A 16,954-nucleotide genomic window follows, 5' to 3' on the forward strand; every position below is an offset into this window, starting at 1 on the left:
TAGGCAACCCGGGTGACCGGGTGAGTGATCGGAAGCCCCGTCCCAGGCGGGGCTTTTCCGCATAGTCACGATGGAAAAGTTGAAAAAATTCAGGCGCAGTAAACCGTAGGTGTTCCGACGATGACGAGGAAGCGTTAATGGCCTCATGGCTGCTAGGCACAGGGATCATGATGATCCACGTTCTGGGGATGGTCTCGGCAGTAATGGCGTTGATGTCCAGTCGGACACCCCAGGGTGCCGTCGCGTGGATCATTTCACTGCTGACCTTTCCCTATATCGCTTTACCCGCCTACTGGTTTTTTGGACGCCCCCGCTTCTATGGCTATGTGACCGCACGCGGTGCAAGAGATACGGTGCTGCGCAGAGTCTTGGTGCGCTATCGCCACAACATCAAGCCTCACGTGGTCGAGTCCACCAATACCGATATCAAGGCCGTGGAGCAGCTGGCGATGATGCCGCTGACCCGAGGTAATCACCCACAGCTGCTGATCGATGGGCAAGCAACGTTCGACAGCTTGTTCGAAGGCATCGCCCAGGCTCGGCACTATCTGTTGCTGCAATTCTTTATCGTGAGGGATGACGCACTGGGACGTGAGCTGCAGCAGCATCTCGTGAGCGCGGCAAAACGTGGTGTGCGTGTCTATTTTCTCTACGATGAAATTGGCAGCCGCAAACTGCGAGACGGTTATTTCAAAGAGCTGAAGCAGGCAGGTGTCGAAGTGACCCCGTTTCGATCGTCGCGTGGCATCAAACATCGCTTCCAGCTCAACTTCCGCAACCACCGCAAGATTGCCGTGGTGGATGGGGAGCAGGGGTGGGTAGGCGGCTTCAATGTCGGCACAGAGTATCTGGGGCAGAGCAAGAAGCATGGCCCTTGGCGTGATACTCATCTGTTACTGCACGGTCCTAGCGTTCTCGGCCTCCAGGAGGCGTTCTGGGAAGATTGGCACTGGGCCACAGGGGAAGTGATTACGCTGAACTGGCACGCGGCACCCGCCGCGGGGCATGACCAACAAGTGGTTATCGTGCCGTCGGGGCCTGCGGACAAGCAGGACACGGCAGGACTGCTGGTGCAGCAGCTGATTCACAGTGCCAACGAACGTTTCTGGGTCACCAGCCCGTATTTCGTGCCGGACCAGAGCGTTCAGGATTCATTGAGATTGGCGGCCATGCGCGGTGTAGATGTGCGTGTGATGATCCCGGAGCGGCCGGATCACTTGCTGGTCTTCCTGTCGGCATTCTCGTTCTTGCCCGACATGCTCAAGGCAGGTGTGAAAATATACCGTTATCAACCTGGCTTTCTACACCAAAAAGTCATGCTTATCGACAACAGCTCATCTGCCGTCGGTACGGTCAATCTGGATAATCGCTCGTTCAGATTGAATTTCGAGATTACCGCCTTCATACCCAGCGCTGATTTTACCCGACAGGTGGCCGAGATGCTGGAAGCCGATTTTGCTCAGTGTCGACGCGTCACCCTCGATGAAGTCAGCCAGCGCCCGATGTGGAAAAAAGTCGTATCCCGCGCTGCGTACCTGATGTCACCCGTTCAGTAGCGACTGGGCCAGCCGCAATCACAAAGCCAATAAACAAAGGGAGTGTTGGGTGAATCTTGAAACAAAATGGTTAGAGGATTTTGTGGCCCTGGCCAATACGCGCAGTTTCTCTGCATCTGCCAGACAGCGTCATGTGACCCAACCTGCCTTTAGTCGTCGTATCAGGGCGCTGGAACAAGCGGTGGGCGTCACCCTGGTGGACCGTTCGACGACACCTGTCGGGCTCACCTCGGAAGGGCAGCTTTTTTTGGTCACTGCGCGCAACCTGGTGGAGCAACTCAATGAATCACTCAGCCATTTGCGTGGCCTCTCCATTGCCAATGAAGCGCTGGATATCGTGGCTGCCCACTCCCTGGCACTGAGCTTTTATCCGCCCTGGATATCTCGGCTGCAGAAGGGGCTGGGCGAACTGCCGACGCGGTTGGTGGCCATGAACGTGGGAGAGGCCATCCATGTTCTGCGGGAGGGCAACTGTGACCTCATGTTGGCTTACTATGACCCGTTTGCCACCATGCAGCTGGACGCCGAAGTGTTCCCCTCGTTTTCGATTGGCAAGGTCAAGATGTTGCCGGTGTCACTCCCGGATGAGCAGGGCAAGCCGCTGTTCTCGCTGCAGCGTGATCAGTCGATTCCCTACCTGGCCTATACGCAGGGTGCTTTCCTTGGTCGCAGTGTGCGCATGCTGCTGAAGAACGATCCGCTACGCATGAAGCTACGCACCGTGTACGAAACCGCCATGGCCGAGGGCCTGAAGGGCATGGTCTTGCAAGGGGTCGGCGTGGCCTGGATTCCCGACTTCTGCATTCGTGAAGAGTTGAAGAGCGGCCGGCTGGTTCGGGCAGGAGATGAGGGGTGGGATATTCCTCTGGAAATCCGTTTGTATCGTTGCTCGCTGGTGCACAAGCCCGGGGTAGAGCGCCTCTGGCGGCAAATGATGAAGCTGCCGCGCGATTTTCTGCAGGGCTAAACGCCGCCCAGGTTGGCCGGTAGCCCTAGAAAGTTTTGAATGATAAAGAAGTGATCCTCAAACAGACTTTCTGGCTCCAGGTCGGCCAGCGCCACCCATCGGGCATGCTCGCCGCCTTTGACCGGCTTCAAGCGAGGTAGCTGTTGGTCGGGAGTCAGCGCAAAGTAGAAGGCTTCGGCCAGCGTGCGCCCGCGCCAGCTGCGATGGGGCTCATCGAACAGACGCTGGCCGCGTAGCGATCCTTTCAGCACCGGCTCCGGCACCTTGAGCCGCAGGCGTTCGCGCAGCTCGCGCAGGCAGGCATCCAGCAGGCGTTCGTGGGGATTGATGAAGCCGCCGGGCAGGGCAAACAGCCCCTTGCCCGGGGCGGCGGTACGCTTGACCAACAACACATGGCCGGATTGTACCACTACGGCATTCACCGTGACGAAAATGGGCGGGTAGGGAGCCTTGGCCCATGCCTGGCGATACTGGTCCAGCAAGTGCTGCTCCTCCAGCAGTTGATGATAGGCGTCGCCCTTGCAGAACTGCCCCACGCTTTTGACCACTCCGGGGGGGAGGTCGTGAAACGCTCCGGTGCTTAGATAGTCGCCGGTGGCGTCCGGTGAGCGAAATAGACGCTCACGAATCTGACTTGCTGAAATTCCCTCCACCAGCGGAACGCTAACCGACTCCCACTGAGGAAACAGCGAAAGATAGTAGCTGGATTGGCCTCGACTGGCTCCGATCAGGCCGATACGTGGCAGGCGCACGTTGGCTGGAGTGGCCAGGTCACGCACTTTGCGCTGTACATCCCGTACCCAGACATCGTCATTATAAAGAGCGTCCAGCAGTGGGGTAATTTCCAGGCGGCGGTTCTCGGCCTCGTCGAACGCCGAGCGGATCATGGCCTGACGCTCATTGAAGTGCCAAGGGTTACGCAAGGAGCGCGCTTGCCACGAAGAGCCGACCATGACGATGACCTGACGTGCCTGTTTGAGGGCTTCGCGGATGATGGCCAAATGGCCCAGGTGCGGCGGCTGAAAACGACCGATGAATACCAGGCAGTCGAATTCGTGGGTCGATGTCGTGGGGGCCGCATCCAATGTCATGGGGTGTCCTTGTTCGCTGATCAGTTGGTCGTCAAGCGAGGCCATTATGGTCAGAGCGCTAACGCTGTGCAATGCACCAAACCCTGCGCTCAACGGTTTCATTCGGTATGCTTACCTACTGATAGCAATAGTGGCGTTATAAAAAAGGACGCTGGGAATGGTTTTAAAGGGAATAACTATGCTGAAGCGCACGCTCGTTTTCTGGTGGAACGTGGTACAAGATGCAGTCTCGCTATGGTTGGAGCGTAATGCCTTCAGCTACGCTGGTTCGCTGGCGTTCTATACGCTTTTTTCGCTGGCTCCGACGATCATTATTGCGGTCACCGTGATCGGGGTGGTGCTGGGGGAAGATGCTGCTCAAGGGCAAATCGTGGCGCAGCTTCAAGGCACGTTAGGGGCCGAAGCGGCCCAGGCGGTGGAACAGGCGGTTGCCCAGTCGCGTATCGAAGAGTCCGGGCTGCTGCCTACTGTTTTAGGGGTGGTTGCACTGCTGGTGGGTGCCACCACGGTCTTTGCTCAGATGCAGTTTTCGCTCAACACCATCTGGGGCGTCACGGCCAAGCCTACCAGCAACAGCGCCTTCATTTTCATCAAGACGCGCCTGCTGTCGCTGACCGTCGTATTGTCGATTGGCTTCATTCTGCTCGTTTCTCTGGTGCTGGGCGTTTTCCTGCGCAGCATGCTGCACGCCACCAGTGACCTGCTGCCCATCGCGACCATCGTCACTACCACTGCCGAGTCGCTCATTTCGCTGGCCATGGTGACCTTGCTGTTTGCCACTATCTTTAAAGTGCTGCCCGATGTGGTGTTACGCTGGCAGGACGTGCTGATCGGCGCGCTGGTAACGGCGATTCTGTTTACGATAGGCCGTAGCCTGATCGCCATCTATCTGGCCTATACGGCCACCGCATCTACCTATGGTGCCGCGGGATCGGTGGTGATGATCCTGCTGTGGGTGTACTACAGTTCATTGATACTGTTGTTCGGTGCGTCGTTTACCCGTTCGCTGCTGCTGCGCCGGGGGCGCCCACTGGTGCCCCGCAACAGCGCCGTATTGGTACGCCAGGAACTGCTTTGATGAACAGGAGGCTGTCATGTCACAGTGCTGTTTGCGTGCGATAGTGTCAGGGAAGGTTCAAGGAGTCGGGTACCGCCGTGCTACCCAGGAGCAGGCGCTACAGCGCGGGGTCACCGGGTATGCGAAAAATCTGCCCGACGGCCGCGTGGAAGTCATCCTGTGTGGCTCGGCGGACGCCGTCGCCGAGCTGAGTGAGTGGCTGTGGCAGGGGCCTTCTGGGGCCAGGGTGTCGCATGTATCGTTGGAAACCCTGGCCCAATATCACGCTCCCGGCCATTTTGCGACGTTTTAGCGTGTCACCGCGTCATGCGGTCTGCTCTGCCTGCCAGTCAGTGATGTTTTTTGCGGTCAGCAAGACGATGTTCTGGCGCGCTTCGGGGGTGATCCAGGCGTTGTGCGGCGTAACGATCAAGTTGAGCGGCTCTCCTGCTGCCAGGGCATCCAGCAACGCATGCCCCTGGCGGGGTGGTTCAGCGGGCAGCACGTCAACGGCCAGCCCGCCCAGCGCTCCTTTGCGCAGCGCCTCCAGAGCGGCCTCTTCGTCGATGATGCCGCCGCGCGCGCAGTTGACCAGCAGCAGTGAAGGCTTGGCCTTGGCCAAACGCGCTTGATTGATCAAGTGTCGTGTAGCGTCGTTCAGAGGGCAGTGCAGGCTAATGACATCGGCGTGGGGCAGCAGGTCGTCCAGAGCCGGGCGCTTATCGGCGGCTTCGTTGCCAGGCCGCGCGGCGAAGGTCACCTGCATGCCGAAGGCCTCGGCCAGACGAGCGACTTCCGAGCCCAGTTCGCCACTGCCTACCATGACCAGTTGCTTGCCAGCCAACTGCAGCGTCGGGTGGTTCTGAAGGCAGAAGAAATCACTTTTCTGCCAAGTTCCTGCGGCGATATCTGCCTGATAGCGCGGCAGGCGATTGGCCAGCGACAGCATCAGCATCAGCGTGTGCTGAGAGACACTGGCCGTGCCGTAGGCGGAGACGTTCTTGACGACGATGCCATGCGCCTTGGCTGCGTCAAGATCGATATTGTTCAATCCCGTGGCCAGGACGCAGATCAGCCGTAGCGAAGGCAACTGCGACAACGTGTCGGCGTCCAGTGTGACCTTGTTGACGATGGCGATATCCGCGTTTTTCAGGCGCTCGCGGGCCTGCTCCGGGGTGCTTTGTTGATAGGTTTCCAGGTGATCGACGGCCTCACGAATCGGCGTCAGGTCGATATGGGGGCCCAGGCTTTCTGCATCCAGCATTACCGCATGAGGCATGTTGTTTTCTCCATTGGCTGCCAAGTGGCGCTTGGTCTTGCCCGGCAGGGGGCACAAAAGGGTATAATGTTCGCGCTATCAACCGCAGTCTTGGAATTTATCCCAGCAGGCCACATATTGTCAGCTCGGCGGCCTAGTCGTTCGCCACTTTTCTGTAAATATCAGTCTGTTGACGTTGTGCTTTTCAGGAGCCCTCAACATGCCTATCTATGAGTACGAGTGCAAGGCCTGCGGCCATCGCATGGAAAAACTACAGAAGGTCAGCGCTGATCCGCTGACTCAATGCCCCGCTTGCCAGCAGGATGACCTCGAACGGCTGGTGTCTGCGGCAGGCTTTCGTCTGGCCGGTGGCGGCTGGTACGAAACCGATTTCAAAACCGGTAGCAAAAAGAACCTTGCTGCTGGCGGTGGCTCGGCTGGCTCCTCGTCCAGCGACACCAGTACGCCATCCCCCAGCAAAGGCGCCGCGGCTTAGCCGCGGCGGTCAGCCGAGGTAGTTGGCGACCCCTTACATAGTCACGCAACAGAACAGGAAGAGACATGCGCAGCCATTATTGCGGCCAGCTGAACGAAACATTGGTGGATCAAACGGTCACCGTCTGCGGTTGGGTACATCGCCGTCGTGATCACGGTGGGGTTATCTTTCTCGACATGCGCGACCGCGATGGGATTGCGCAGTTCGTCGTCGACCCCGATACCGCCGAGGCGTTTGCTAATGCCGACCGTGCGCGCAGTGAATATGTTCTGCGTATTACCGGGCGTGTTCGCCTGCGTCCCGAAGGCACCCAGAATCCCAACATGCCGACGGGCATGATCGAAGTGCTGGCCAAGGAAGTCGAGGTGCTCAACACCGCCCTCACACCGCCTTTCCAGCTGGACGAGCACGGCAAGGTGGGTGAAGAGGTGCGTTTGAAGCATCGTTACATCGACCTGCGCCGTCCGGACATGATCGAGAAGCTGCGTCTGCGCTCGCGTATTTCACACAGCGTTCGTGCCTTCCTCGAAGGCCAAGGGTTTCTGGACATCGAAACGCCCATCCTGACCCGGGCAACGCCGGAGGGTGCACGTGATTACCTGGTGCCGAGCCGTACCCATGCGGGTAGCTTTTTTGCGCTGCCGCAGTCGCCGCAGCTGTTCAAGCAGCTGCTGATGGTGGCGGGCTTTGACCGCTACTACCAGATTGCCAAGTGCTTCCGTGACGAAGACCTGCGTGCCGACCGTCAGCCAGAGTTTACCCAGATCGATATCGAGGCCTCGTTCGTCGAGGAAAACGATATCATGGGCATTACCGAAGCCATGATCCGCCAGCTGTTCCAGGAAGTGCTGGATGTCGAGCTGCCTGAGTTCCCGCGCATGACTTGGCAGGAAGCCATGGATCGCTTCGGCTCCGACAAACCGGACCTGCGTATTCCGTTGGAGCTGACGGATGTCGATGACCTGATGCAGCAGGTGGATTTCAAGGTATTCTCTGGCCCTGCCAGCGCGGAAGATGGCCGTGTAGCTGCCTTACGTGTGCCGGGTGGCGCCAAGCTGTCGCGCAAAGAGATCGATGAATACACCAAATTCGTTGGTATCTACGGCGCCAAGGGGCTGGCCTGGATCAAGGTCAACGAGCGCGCCAAGGGGCTGGAGGGCCTGCAGTCGCCCATCGTCAAGTTCATGGAGAACGTCGTCGAGGAACTGCTCGATCGCGTGGGTGCCGAAGATGGCGACATCATTTTCTTCGGTGCCGACAAAACGCGCATCGTCAACGAAGCCATCGGCGCACTGCGTGTCAAGCTGGGCGCTGATCTGGCCATGTATACCCAGCCCTGGGCGCCGCTCTGGGTGGTCGATTTCCCGATGTTCGAAGCCGATGATCAAGGCCGCCTGAGCCCGCTGCACCACCCCTTCACGGCACCTTCCTGCACACCGGAAGAGCTCAAGGCCAACCCGGCCGCCGCGCTATCGCGTGCTTACGACATGGTGCTGAACGGTACCGAGCTGGGCGGTGGCTCCATTCGTATCCACGATCAGTCCATGCAGAGCACCGTGTTCGACATTCTGGGGATTGGCCAGGAGGAAGCGCAGGAGAAGTTTGGCTTCCTGCTGGATGCCTTGCAGTACGGGGCGCCGCCCCATGGTGGTTTGGCCTTCGGCCTGGACCGCCTGGTCATGCTGATGGTCGGTGCCAAAACCATCCGTGAAGTCATCGCCTTCCCGAAAACGCAAAGCGCGGGCTGCTTGATGACCGATGCCCCCGGCGAAGTCAGCCCAGAGCAGCTCAAGGAGCTGAGCATTCGCCTGCGCCAAAAGGCCAAGGCGGAGACCACAGGCGAGTAAACGCTCTGTCGCCTGCCAGAGGTAGCCAACACCGACGCTCTGCGTCGGTGTTTTGTTATGTGTCACGCTAGGGTCATGCGTTACCAGGAGTCAGTGCATGGAAGGAAATCAGTCCGCAGCAGCCGTGCGGATCATGGGTATCGACCCTGGGTCACGGATTACCGGCTACGGCATCATTGATCTGAAAGGCATGAAGCCTCGCTATGTGGCCAGCGGCTGTATCCGTACCTCTGATGGGGCGCTGGAGCAGCGCTTGGCGCAAATCTATGCGGGACTGAGTGAGGTGATCGGCCTGTATCGGCCTGAAGCGGTGGCGGTAGAGCGTGTGTTCATGGCCAAAAATGTCGATTCGGCGCTAAAGCTGGGGCAAGCCCGAGGCGCCGCGCTGGTATGCCTGGCCAACCATGGGCTGAGTATTTCCGAGTATGCGGCTCGGCATATCAAGCAGGCCGTCACGGGGCATGGCGGGGCCGAGAAAACACAGGTGCAGCACATGGTGACGACGTTGCTGCAGTTGGCTGCCACGCCTCAAGCCGATGCGGCCGATGCGTTGGCCGTTGCCTTGACCCACGCCTTCACCGGAAGTGGTCGAGTGCCCGCCGCGGCCAAACAGGGCAAGCGTCGCTCCACGGGGCGTTGGCGGCTGTAGTCGTTACTGGTCATCTGTACAGAGTCGCTTTATAGTGGCTTACCGTTTTCACTACCCGCGAGCACTCCTATGATTGGTCGGTTAACTGGTTTATTGGTCGAAAAGCATCCGCCCTGGATCGTGGTGGATGTCCATGGCGTAGGCTACGAACTGGAAGCCTCCATGAACACGCTGGTGGCGCTGCCTGCACCTGGCGAAAACGTTTCGTTATACACGCACTTGAGCATTCGCGACGATGCTCATTTGCTGTATGGCTTTGGCCGTGAGCATGAGCGTGCGCTGTTTCGCGCCTTGATCAAGGTCAGCGGGGTAGGCCCCAAACTGGCGCTGGCGATTCTATCGGGCATGGATGAAGACGCCTTCATGCGCTGCGTGCGCGACGATGACAGTAAAGCACTGACCCGTTTGCCGGGCGTGGGCAAGAAGACGGCCGAACGGCTGATCATCGAAATGCGCGATCGCTTTCCCGATTGGGAACAGCGCCATGCCCCGCTGGCCCTGGAAGCGACCAGCGGTCGCCCAGCCCCGCGCGACAGCCTGGCCGATGCCGAAGCAGCGCTGGTCAGCCTTGGTTACAAGCTGACGGAAGCCGCTAAAATGCTGGCCGATGTAGATCCCAATCAATCCACCGAAGCGTTGATCAAGGCGGCGTTGACTCAGCGCATGAGCGGCTAAACAGGCTCCATGTGGTAATCAGCAGCGTGCCGGATGTCGTTGAGCGCCGGCGTTGATCAGACCCAGTAGAAGAGTTGCCATGCTAGAACATGACCGATTGATTGCCGCTGAACCGGAGCATGGGGAAGTGCGCATCGATCACGCCATTCGGCCCAAGCGCCTGCAGGACTACATTGGCCAGTCCCGAGTCCGTGAGCAGTTGGAAATCTTTATTGGCGCGGCCAGATTGCGGGAAGAGAGCCTCGACCACACTTTGGTGTTTGGCCCACCAGGCCTGGGCAAAACGACGCTGGCCAATATCATTGCTACTGAAATGGGCGTTGGGCTGAAGTCGACCTCTGGCCCGGTGCTCGAGCGGGCCGGGGATCTGGCGGCGATGCTGACCAACCTGGAACCGGGTGACGTTCTGTTCATCGATGAGATACACCGCCTATCCCCCGTGGTGGAAGAGGTCCTCTATCCCGCCATGGAAGACTTTCAGCTCGACATCATGATTGGTGAAGGGCCTGCGGCGCGCTCCATCAAGCTCGACCTGCCGCGCTTTACGCTGGTGGGGGCGACCACGCGAGCAGGGTTGCTGACCTCGCCGCTGCGCGATCGCTTCGGTATCGTCCAGCGTCTCGAGTTCTACAATCTTGAAGAGCTAACGGAAATCGTCGCTCGTTCGGCACGCCTGCTAGGCGTGGAAACCAGTCGAGAAGGTGCGGTGGAGGTTGCCCGCCGCTCGCGGGGAACGCCTCGCATTGCCAATCGCCTGCTGCGTCGCGTACGTGACTATGCCGAGATCAAGGGCAACGGGGTGGTCGATGTAACGCTCGCCGATGCGGCCCTGAACATGCTCAACGTCGACCATCATGGCCTGGACCATATGGATCGTCGCTTGCTGCTGGCCATGATCGACAAGTTCGACGGTGGGCCGGTCGGGGTCGACTCCCTCTCCGCCGCGATTGGCGAGGAGCGGGATACCATCGAGGACGTTATCGAGCCTTATCTGATTCAGCAGGGCCTGATGATGCGTACACCACGGGGGCGGGTCGTGACGCGCCAGGCGTGGCAACACTTCGAGCGGGTGGTGCCCGACAGCGCCATGAGTGCAGAAGGGGAGCGGCGACCATGAGCGATGGTTTTGCCATGCCGGTGCGCGTTTATATCGAAGATACTGACGCGGGCGGTATTGTCTACTACGTTAACTATCTGAAGTTTATGGAACGCGCCCGCAGTGAATGGTTGAGAGAATTGGGCTTGAATCAGCAAATGCTGCTAGACGAAGGGACGCAGCTAGTGGTATACCGCATTGCCTGCCGCTATGCCAAGCCAGCACGTCTCGATGATGCGCTGACCGTAACGGCCACCATGGCCAATCAAGGCCGCTGTCGAATGACATTCGAGCAGCAGGTGTGGCGAGACAAGGAACTCTTGTGCTCCGCCACAGTCGAGATAGCCTGCTTGAGTGCTGATACCTTACGGCCCAAAGCGTGGCCAGTATCGCTCGATCTTTCTGTGTCGGCTCATTAGTCCGCAGGCAGCGATATCTCGTAATGCTAAACCCGGTGAAATGACCACCGCTACCCTGTCGCCATGGCGACACTAATAGATTGAAGAGGGCAACTGTGAACGATAACACCATGTCCATACCCCACTTGATAATGAGTGCCAGCACCGTCGTGCAGCTCGTCATGTTACTGCTGGTGGTGGGGTCGATCCTCTCTTGGGTGGTGATTTTCCAGCGCAGCATGGCATTGCGTCGTGCCAAGCAGGAGTACAATCAATTCGAAGAGTCATTCTGGTCGGGTGTCGACCTCAATGAGCTGTACCGTGAGATCCCCGCCGATGATCCACGTCACGGCGCAGAGCACATCTTTCAATCCGGCTTTCGTGAATTCAACCGCCTGATGTCCAGGACGCGTAACGCGGACACGATCCTCGAAGGCGTCCAGCGCAGCATGCGCGTTGCCTGGTCGCGGGAAGAAGACCGCCTTACCCAGCACCTGGTTTTTCTGGCCACTGTGGCATCGGTCAGCCCTTACGTCGGCCTGTTTGGTACGGTGTGGGGCATCATGGGCTCGTTCCAGTCGCTTTCCATGACCCAGCAAGCCACCCTGGCCACCGTGGCGCCCTGGATTGCCGAAGCCCTGATCGCCACCGCCATGGGCCTTCTGGCAGCGATTCCTGCCGTTATCTTCTATAACCGCCTTTCCAACGAAGCCGCTCGCCTGTTGGGCAAGTACGAAAATTTTGCTGAAGAATTCCATGCGATCCTGCATCGCAACTTGCAAGGTCGCGACGGCAAGCCCGATGCCCGCTAAAGGAGTTCGTTATGCAAGGTTCGTTTAATCGCGGCGGCAAGAAAAAGCCCATGGGGGAGATCAACGTCGTCCCCTTCATCGACGTCATGCTGGTGCTGCTGGTCATTTTCATGATCACGGCCCCCATGTTGACGCAAGGGGTGCAGGTGGATTTGCCGCAGGTCTCCTCGGAGCCTATTGAAACTCAGGAAGATAGTGATCCGATCATTATTTCGGTGGATCGTGACGGCGGCTATTTCATTACCCTGGGTGAAGACACCAGCAATGTCTCTCTGGAGCAGATTTCCGAACGCGTCATTGCCATTCTCCAGCGTAGGCCCGGCACACCTGTCATGGTTCGCGGCGACCGTAGCGTGCCTTATGGCCAAGTCGTCATGTTGATGAGCACCCTACAACGCTCTGGTGTAGCGAACGTTGGGCTGCTCTCAGAGCCGCCGCAAGATGGCTAAGGGCGAGTCACCGATGGCAGTGAAACCACCACGCGACCCCCAGGATGTCGGCTATACATTGCCGACGCTCCTGGCGATTGGTGTGCATCTCGTCGTGATTGCGTTCACGCTGATTCGGCTACCCAGCACGCCTGCAGAGCCCGACTCCTCATCGATCGTGCAGGCCACTTTTGTCAGTACGGAAACCTTCACCGATCAGGCGCAGCAAATCACCGAGCAGCAGGCCGCGCTGAACAGTGCGGCCGAGCCTGCCGAGAGCGAACCCGCGCCTGAGTCGCCAAGCCAGGCAGAACAGGCGGCGGAAGCAGAGGCTGCGGCGGCGGCACAGCGAGAAGCGGAAGCGGCGGCCCGTGCGGAGCAGCAGGCCCGTGAGCTGGCCGAGGCCCAGGCGGAGGCGGAGGCAGAGGCCCAACGACGCGAACAGGAAGCTCAGCGGGCAGCAGAAGAGCAGGCCGCTGAGCAGCGCGCCCGAGAAGAAGCAGAAGCTCAACGCCAAGCCGAGGCGGAAGCGCAGCGAGAAGCAGAAGCCCAGCGCCAGCGCCAGCGGGAGGCTGAAGCAGAAGCCCAACGCCAGCGGGAGGCCGAAGCAGAAGCCCAACGCCAGCGGGAGGCTGAAGCAGAGGCTCAACGTCAGCGGGAAGCCGAGGCGGAGGCCCGGCGCCAACGGGAAGCCGAGGAGCGTCGTGCTGCCGAAGCGGCAGAAGCGGCCATGCAGCGCCAGTTGGCGGGTGAGGCTGAGGCGGCCGCCAATGCTCAGCAGGCCCAGCAGGCGGCAAACAGCTTTATTAATATCGTGCGGCGAGCCGTTGAGCAGGCCTGGGTCATTCCGCCGGGAGCAAGTAACTCGATGAGTGCTACCATACAGGTAAGGCTTGGACCATCGGGCGAACTGCTAGCCACATCGGTGGTCACTTCAAGTGGCGACAGTGCCTTTGACCGGTCGGCGATGCAGGCGGTCGAACATGCAGCACCGTTTGGCGAGTTACGCGACTTGCCAGCGGATCAGCAGCGCAATTTACGTCAATTTAATCTGCGATTTACCCCGGGGGATGTTCGCTGATGCAAACGTTGAGCAAAGTGTGGCTTTTTTGCGTACTGCTATTGATCAGCAGTGTGGCAAGCGCAAACCTGACCATTGAAATAACCCGTGGCAGTGACCGTGCGCTGCCCATTGGTGTGGTTCCGTTCGAGGGTGGTGAAGGCTTGCCCGAGGACGTGGCTCAGATCATTCAGGACAACCTCGAGCGCAGCGGCTTCTTTTCACCGCTGGACCGTGGTGCCATGTTCGAGCGCCCCAGCCAGGCCAGCGACGTTCAGTTCGGTACCTGGCGTTCACTGGATGTTCGCTATCTGGTGGTAGGCCGAGTGCGCCAATCGGGCAGCGGCTATGAGCTGCAGTTCGACCTGATGGATATCAGCGGTCAGCGGTCAATTCTTCGCGAAACCGTCACCGCCAACAGTAATGATCTGCGTGGGGCGGCGCACTATATCAGCGATGAGATCTTCGAAGCGATCACCGATATTCGTGGTGCATTCTCCACGCGTATTGCCTACGTAACGGCGCAGGGCGTGGGTGATAACATGCAGTTCGGCCTGTACGTGGCCGATGCCGATGGCCGCAGAAGCCAGCAAGTGTTGACATCTGACCAGCCGATCATGTCGCCGGCATGGTCCCCGGATGGCCGCAAGTTGGCGTATGTCTCCTTCGAATCTGGCAAGGCGGCCATTTACATTCAGGACGTGGCCACCGGCCAACGTGTCCAGGCGACGTCGTTCGACGGGATCAATGGCGCGCCAACCTGGTCACCTGATGGTCGTCGCATTGCCATGTCGCTCTCCAAGGATGGTCAACCGGAAATCTACATTCTGGATGTGGCCAACCGCTCCGTTGAGCGTGTCACTCAAAGCAACAGTATCGATACCGAGCCCGCATGGTCACCCGATGGCCGCAGCCTGATTTTTACTTCTGACCGCAGCGGTGGGCCGCAGATTTATCAATATTCGCTGGGTAGTGGCGAAACTAATCGCATTACGTTCACAGGTAACTATAATGCCCGTGCCCGCTTCTCTCCCGACGGTGAAGAGATCTTCTTCATCCATCGTTCGAGCCGGGGATATCAGGTTGCCAAGCAGGATCTTGGGGGTGGTCGCTTAGTGGTGTTGAGCGAATCAACAAGAGATGAATCTCCTAGTGTTGCACCGAACGGTACCATGGTAATCTTCGCTACCCAGCAGGGTGGTGCGGGAGTGCTCAGTGCCGTGTCAGCCGATGGCCGTTCATCGTTCAGGCTGCCAGCAGCGCAAGGCGAAGTACGTGACCCTGCATGGTCACCTTTCTTAAATTAATGAATGAACAGCACTAATCTCTGTTTTCAGGCAAGGAGTCTGATTATGCAACTTAAGCCGTTGGCTCGCTCATTGGCAGTAGCGTTATCTATCGTGGTTATCGCTGGCTGTTCCAGCACCGGCGGATCCCAGGACGGAGACGCTTACGGCAGCCAGACTGGCAGCAGCGTGGGCACGGGTACCTCGGGTGCAGGTGCGGGTGGTCAGTATGGCTCTACTACTGGCTCGGGTGCGGGTGCTGGCCAGCAAGCTGACTCGCGTATTCCTGAAGTGCGTACCATCTATTTCGACTTCGACCGCGATACCATCAAGAGCGAGTACGAGTCGGTCGTCATGGCCCACGCTCGCTACCTGCGTGCCAACCCGAACGCGCGCGTCGTTCTGCATGGTCATACCGACGAGCGCGGTACGCGTGAATACAACATGGCCCTCGGCGAGCGTCGTGCCGGAGCCGTGCAGCGCTTCCTGAACATTCAGGGCGTTTCTCCTTCACAGATGAGCGTTGTCAGCTACGGTGAAGAGCGTCCGGCGGTAAGCGGTCAGAGCGAAAGTGCTTACTCTCAGAACCGTCGCGTAGTCTTCAACTACTGATAGCGTTGGCGTGCCTGTTATCAGGCACGCCAATGGCCCTTCGGAGCTATCAATGAATCACAGTCTCAAACGCTATTTTGAGAGGCTGTGCGGTGCGGGAGCCCTGGTGCTCCCGCTGTCCGTATTGCCCTTATCCCTGCTCTCTGCTTCAGCCGTTGCCCAACAGCCGCTGGTGCAAGACCTCTCTTCCGGTTCCTCGGGTTTCTACCAGCAGACGCAGCGTCAGGAGGCGTCGGGTGGCAATCTGGTGCTGTTCAATCAGGTGCAAGAGCACCAGCAGGAAATCCAGCAGTTGCGAGGCCAGATCGAAGAGCTGCGCCACCAGTTGGAACAGCTGCGTAGACAGTCTCAGCAGCAGTACCTGGATATCGAAGACCGCCTGATGAGCAGCGGCCCCAGCCAGATCGAGCAGTCCACGCCTCAGGTCGAACCGGAAGTTGCCGAGCAGGTGGCCCAGGCCCCATCGACTCGCAATGTCAGTGACGACGCTCAGGCCGATTACCAGGCTGCCTTTGCTCACGTGCAGGCGCGCCAGTTCGGCGATGCCATTGCGGCTTTCGAAGCGTTCGTGGCCGATCATCCTGACAGCAGCCTGACCGCCAATGGCCATTACTGGTTGGGCGAGTTGTACGCGGCGGAAGGTGAGTTGGACGCGGCAGATCAGGCCTTTACACGTGTCATCGAGCAATACAGTGGCAGCTCCAAAGTGCCTGATGCGCTTTACAAGCTGGGACTGGTCAAGGCGCGCAAAGGGGAAGCGGCACGCAGTCGTGAGCTGTTGGAGCAAGTGCGTGACGACTACCCGCAAAGCAGTGCTGCTGGCCTTGCCAATGATTTTCTCCGTCAATCAGCCGGTTAATCGGCTTTCTTGGATCAAGGAATCCTCATGAACTGCAAAATCGACTATCAACCAGCGCCTGGCTTGCTTGAAAACCGCGTCGTGTTGGTAACCGGTGCGGGCGATGGCATAGGGCGCGTTGCAGCGCTTGAGTATGCCAAACATGGGGCAACCGTGATTTTGCTTGGTCGTACCATTGCCAAGCTGGAACGCGTTTACGATGAAATCGAAGCTCAAGGCGGTCCTCAGCCAGCCATTTTCCCGTTGAACTTCGAAGGCGCTACGTTAAAAGACTTCCACGACATGGCCGAGACTTTGAACAACGAGTTCGGCCGGCTGGATGGCTTGTTGCACAATGCAGGGCTGTTGGGCCGTATCACCCCCTTCGACCAGTACAATCCCGAGTTGTGGGAACAGGTCATGCAGGTGAACATCAACGGCCCCATCTGGATGACGCAGGCGCTGTTGCCGCTGCTACAGGCGTCTGATGATGCGTCGGTGATCTTTACCTCCTCTAGCGTCGGCCGTAAAGGTCGTGCTTATTGGGGCGCCTACTCGGTCTCCAAGTTTGCCACCGAAGGGTTCATGGAGGTGCTGGCAGACGAGCTCGAGAATCAGCCGCATGTGCGGGTGAATACGCTCAATCCTGGTGCCACGCGAACCCAGATGCGGCGTTCGGCCTATCCTGGCGAAGACCCGCTGACGCTGCGCACGCCAGAAGAGATCATGCCCACCTACCTATGGCTGATGGGCCCAGACAGCAAAGGGGTCAGCGGCCAGAAGTTGGATGCCCAGCCGCCGCGCAGCTGAGTCGTCGGCAGGATATAG

Annotated in this window: 19 protein-coding genes; 17 read left to right on the top strand and 2 right to left on the bottom strand. The window is 58.9% G+C overall.

Features of this window, described 5'->3' with window-relative positions:
- Window positions 1-137: 137 nt before the first annotated feature.
- Window positions 138-1,556, top strand: coding sequence for a cardiolipin synthase (gene cls / locus CWI66_RS00880; protein ID WP_100730654.1), 1,419 nt, complete (start codon window positions 138-140; stop codon window positions 1,554-1,556).
- A gap of 49 nt (window positions 1,557-1,605) precedes the next feature.
- A complete protein-coding gene (locus CWI66_RS00885) occupies window positions 1,606-2,523 on the top strand; it encodes a LysR substrate-binding domain-containing protein (protein ID WP_016913806.1) in 918 nt (305 codons plus the stop codon).
- On the opposite strand, the gene CWI66_RS00890 is transcribed toward CWI66_RS00885, so the two are convergent.
- The gene (locus CWI66_RS00890; protein WP_096923013.1) at window positions 2,520-3,614 is read right to left on the bottom strand and encodes a bifunctional nicotinamide-nucleotide adenylyltransferase/Nudix hydroxylase; all 1,095 of its coding nucleotides are present in this window, start codon (window positions 3,612-3,614) and stop codon (window positions 2,520-2,522) included. The genes CWI66_RS00885 and CWI66_RS00890 overlap by 4 nt on opposite strands.
- 178 nt (window positions 3,615-3,792) lie before the next feature.
- On the opposite strand from CWI66_RS00890, the gene CWI66_RS00895 reads away from it, so the two are divergent.
- Both CWI66_RS00895 and yccX read left to right on the top strand, forming a co-directional pair.
- The gene (locus tag CWI66_RS00895) at window positions 3,793-4,692 is read left to right on the top strand and encodes a YihY/virulence factor BrkB family protein (RefSeq protein ID WP_016913808.1); all 900 of its coding nucleotides are present in this window, start codon (window positions 3,793-3,795) and stop codon (window positions 4,690-4,692) included.
- Window positions 4,693-4,708: 16 nt separating this feature from the next.
- Window positions 4,709-4,984, top strand: a complete 276-nt coding sequence (gene yccX, locus CWI66_RS00900; RefSeq protein WP_016913809.1) for an acylphosphatase — start codon at window positions 4,709-4,711, stop codon at window positions 4,982-4,984.
- 12 nt (window positions 4,985-4,996) lie between these two features.
- Here yccX and CWI66_RS00905 read toward each other — a convergent pair whose 3' ends face one another.
- The gene (locus tag CWI66_RS00905; RefSeq protein ID WP_100730655.1) at window positions 4,997-5,950 is read right to left on the bottom strand and encodes a D-2-hydroxyacid dehydrogenase; all 954 of its coding nucleotides are present in this window, start codon (window positions 5,948-5,950) and stop codon (window positions 4,997-4,999) included.
- Window positions 5,951-6,149: 199 nt separating this feature from the next.
- Here CWI66_RS00905 and CWI66_RS00910 point away from each other — a divergent pair, with 199 nt between their 5' ends.
- The 13 genes from CWI66_RS00910 (at window position 6,150) to CWI66_RS00970 (ending at window position 16,936) form a co-directional block, all read left to right on the top strand.
- A complete protein-coding gene (locus CWI66_RS00910) occupies window positions 6,150-6,425 on the top strand; it encodes an FmdB family zinc ribbon protein (RefSeq protein ID WP_016913811.1) in 276 nt (91 codons plus the stop codon).
- A 65-nt stretch (window positions 6,426-6,490) separates the two neighbouring features.
- A complete protein-coding gene (gene aspS, locus CWI66_RS00915; protein ID WP_039177993.1) occupies window positions 6,491-8,272 on the top strand; it encodes an aspartate--tRNA ligase in 1,782 nt (593 codons plus the stop codon).
- A gap of 97 nt (window positions 8,273-8,369) precedes the next feature.
- Window positions 8,370-8,921, top strand: a complete 552-nt coding sequence (gene ruvC, locus CWI66_RS00920; protein WP_100730656.1) for a crossover junction endodeoxyribonuclease RuvC — start codon at window positions 8,370-8,372, stop codon at window positions 8,919-8,921.
- 69 nt (window positions 8,922-8,990) lie between these two features.
- A complete protein-coding gene (gene ruvA, locus CWI66_RS00925; protein ID WP_081135590.1) occupies window positions 8,991-9,596 on the top strand; it encodes a Holliday junction branch migration protein RuvA in 606 nt (201 codons plus the stop codon).
- 79 nt (window positions 9,597-9,675) lie between these two features.
- Complete coding sequence (gene ruvB / locus CWI66_RS00930) at window positions 9,676-10,713, top strand: Holliday junction branch migration DNA helicase RuvB (RefSeq protein WP_100730657.1); 1,038 nt, start codon at window positions 9,676-9,678, stop codon at window positions 10,711-10,713.
- Window positions 10,710-11,111, top strand: a complete 402-nt coding sequence (gene ybgC / locus CWI66_RS00935) for a tol-pal system-associated acyl-CoA thioesterase (protein ID WP_100730658.1) — start codon at window positions 10,710-10,712, stop codon at window positions 11,109-11,111. The genes ruvB and ybgC overlap by 4 nt, the downstream gene beginning before the upstream one ends.
- Window positions 11,112-11,221: 110 nt before the next feature.
- Entirely contained in the window at window positions 11,222-11,902 is a 681-nt protein-coding gene (gene tolQ, locus CWI66_RS00940) for a protein TolQ (RefSeq protein ID WP_232710681.1), read from the top strand.
- Window positions 11,903-11,913: 11 nt separating this feature from the next.
- Window positions 11,914-12,351, top strand: a complete 438-nt coding sequence (gene tolR, locus CWI66_RS00945) for a protein TolR (protein WP_081135593.1) — start codon at window positions 11,914-11,916, stop codon at window positions 12,349-12,351.
- A gap of 13 nt (window positions 12,352-12,364) precedes the next feature.
- A complete protein-coding gene (gene tolA / locus CWI66_RS00950) occupies window positions 12,365-13,411 on the top strand; it encodes a cell envelope integrity protein TolA (RefSeq protein WP_100730660.1) in 1,047 nt (348 codons plus the stop codon).
- Window positions 13,411-14,697, top strand: coding sequence for a Tol-Pal system beta propeller repeat protein TolB (gene tolB, locus CWI66_RS00955; RefSeq protein ID WP_100730661.1), 1,287 nt, complete (start codon window positions 13,411-13,413; stop codon window positions 14,695-14,697). The genes tolA and tolB overlap by 1 nt, the downstream gene beginning before the upstream one ends.
- 45 nt (window positions 14,698-14,742) lie before the next feature.
- The gene (gene pal, locus CWI66_RS00960; protein WP_016913821.1) at window positions 14,743-15,288 is read left to right on the top strand and encodes a peptidoglycan-associated lipoprotein Pal; all 546 of its coding nucleotides are present in this window, start codon (window positions 14,743-14,745) and stop codon (window positions 15,286-15,288) included.
- A gap of 52 nt (window positions 15,289-15,340) precedes the next feature.
- A complete protein-coding gene (gene ybgF / locus CWI66_RS00965) occupies window positions 15,341-16,147 on the top strand; it encodes a tol-pal system protein YbgF (protein WP_081135602.1) in 807 nt (268 codons plus the stop codon).
- Window positions 16,148-16,174: 27 nt separating this feature from the next.
- Entirely contained in the window at window positions 16,175-16,936 is a 762-nt protein-coding gene (locus CWI66_RS00970; RefSeq protein WP_100730662.1) for a YciK family oxidoreductase, read from the top strand.
- Window positions 16,937-16,954 lie beyond the last annotated feature (18 nt).

Source organism: Halomonas sp. 141, from assembly GCF_002810305.1.
GTDB lineage: Bacteria > Pseudomonadota > Gammaproteobacteria > Pseudomonadales > Halomonadaceae > Vreelandella > Vreelandella stevensii.

Coding starts and splice junctions, on each gene's coding strand:
- ruvA (WP_081135590.1), top strand. CDS start 8,991: ATGATTGGTCGGTTAACTGGTTTATTGGTCGAAAAGCATCCGCCCTGG.
- tolA (WP_100730660.1), top strand. CDS start 12,365: ATGGCAGTGAAACCACCACGCGACCCCCAGGATGTCGGCTATACATTG.
- cls (WP_100730654.1), top strand. CDS start 138: ATGGCCTCATGGCTGCTAGGCACAGGGATCATGATGATCCACGTTCTG.
- aspS (WP_039177993.1), top strand. CDS start 6,491: ATGCGCAGCCATTATTGCGGCCAGCTGAACGAAACATTGGTGGATCAA.
- tolB (WP_100730661.1), top strand. CDS start 13,411: ATGCAAACGTTGAGCAAAGTGTGGCTTTTTTGCGTACTGCTATTGATC.
- ruvB (WP_100730657.1), top strand. CDS start 9,676: ATGCTAGAACATGACCGATTGATTGCCGCTGAACCGGAGCATGGGGAA.
- pal (WP_016913821.1), top strand. CDS start 14,743: ATGCAACTTAAGCCGTTGGCTCGCTCATTGGCAGTAGCGTTATCTATC.
- tolQ (WP_232710681.1), top strand. CDS start 11,222: ATGTCCATACCCCACTTGATAATGAGTGCCAGCACCGTCGTGCAGCTC.
- CWI66_RS00910 (WP_016913811.1), top strand. CDS start 6,150: ATGCCTATCTATGAGTACGAGTGCAAGGCCTGCGGCCATCGCATGGAA.
- yccX (WP_016913809.1), top strand. CDS start 4,709: ATGTCACAGTGCTGTTTGCGTGCGATAGTGTCAGGGAAGGTTCAAGGA.
- CWI66_RS00970 (WP_100730662.1), top strand. CDS start 16,175: ATGAACTGCAAAATCGACTATCAACCAGCGCCTGGCTTGCTTGAAAAC.
- ruvC (WP_100730656.1), top strand. CDS start 8,370: ATGGAAGGAAATCAGTCCGCAGCAGCCGTGCGGATCATGGGTATCGAC.
- ybgF (WP_081135602.1), top strand. CDS start 15,341: ATGAATCACAGTCTCAAACGCTATTTTGAGAGGCTGTGCGGTGCGGGA.
- CWI66_RS00890 (WP_096923013.1), bottom strand. CDS start 3,614: ATGACATTGGATGCGGCCCCCACGACATCGACCCACGAATTCGACTGC.
- CWI66_RS00895 (WP_016913808.1), top strand. CDS start 3,793: ATGCTGAAGCGCACGCTCGTTTTCTGGTGGAACGTGGTACAAGATGCA.
- ybgC (WP_100730658.1), top strand. CDS start 10,710: ATGAGCGATGGTTTTGCCATGCCGGTGCGCGTTTATATCGAAGATACT.
- tolR (WP_081135593.1), top strand. CDS start 11,914: ATGCAAGGTTCGTTTAATCGCGGCGGCAAGAAAAAGCCCATGGGGGAG.
- CWI66_RS00905 (WP_100730655.1), bottom strand. CDS start 5,950: ATGCCTCATGCGGTAATGCTGGATGCAGAAAGCCTGGGCCCCCATATC.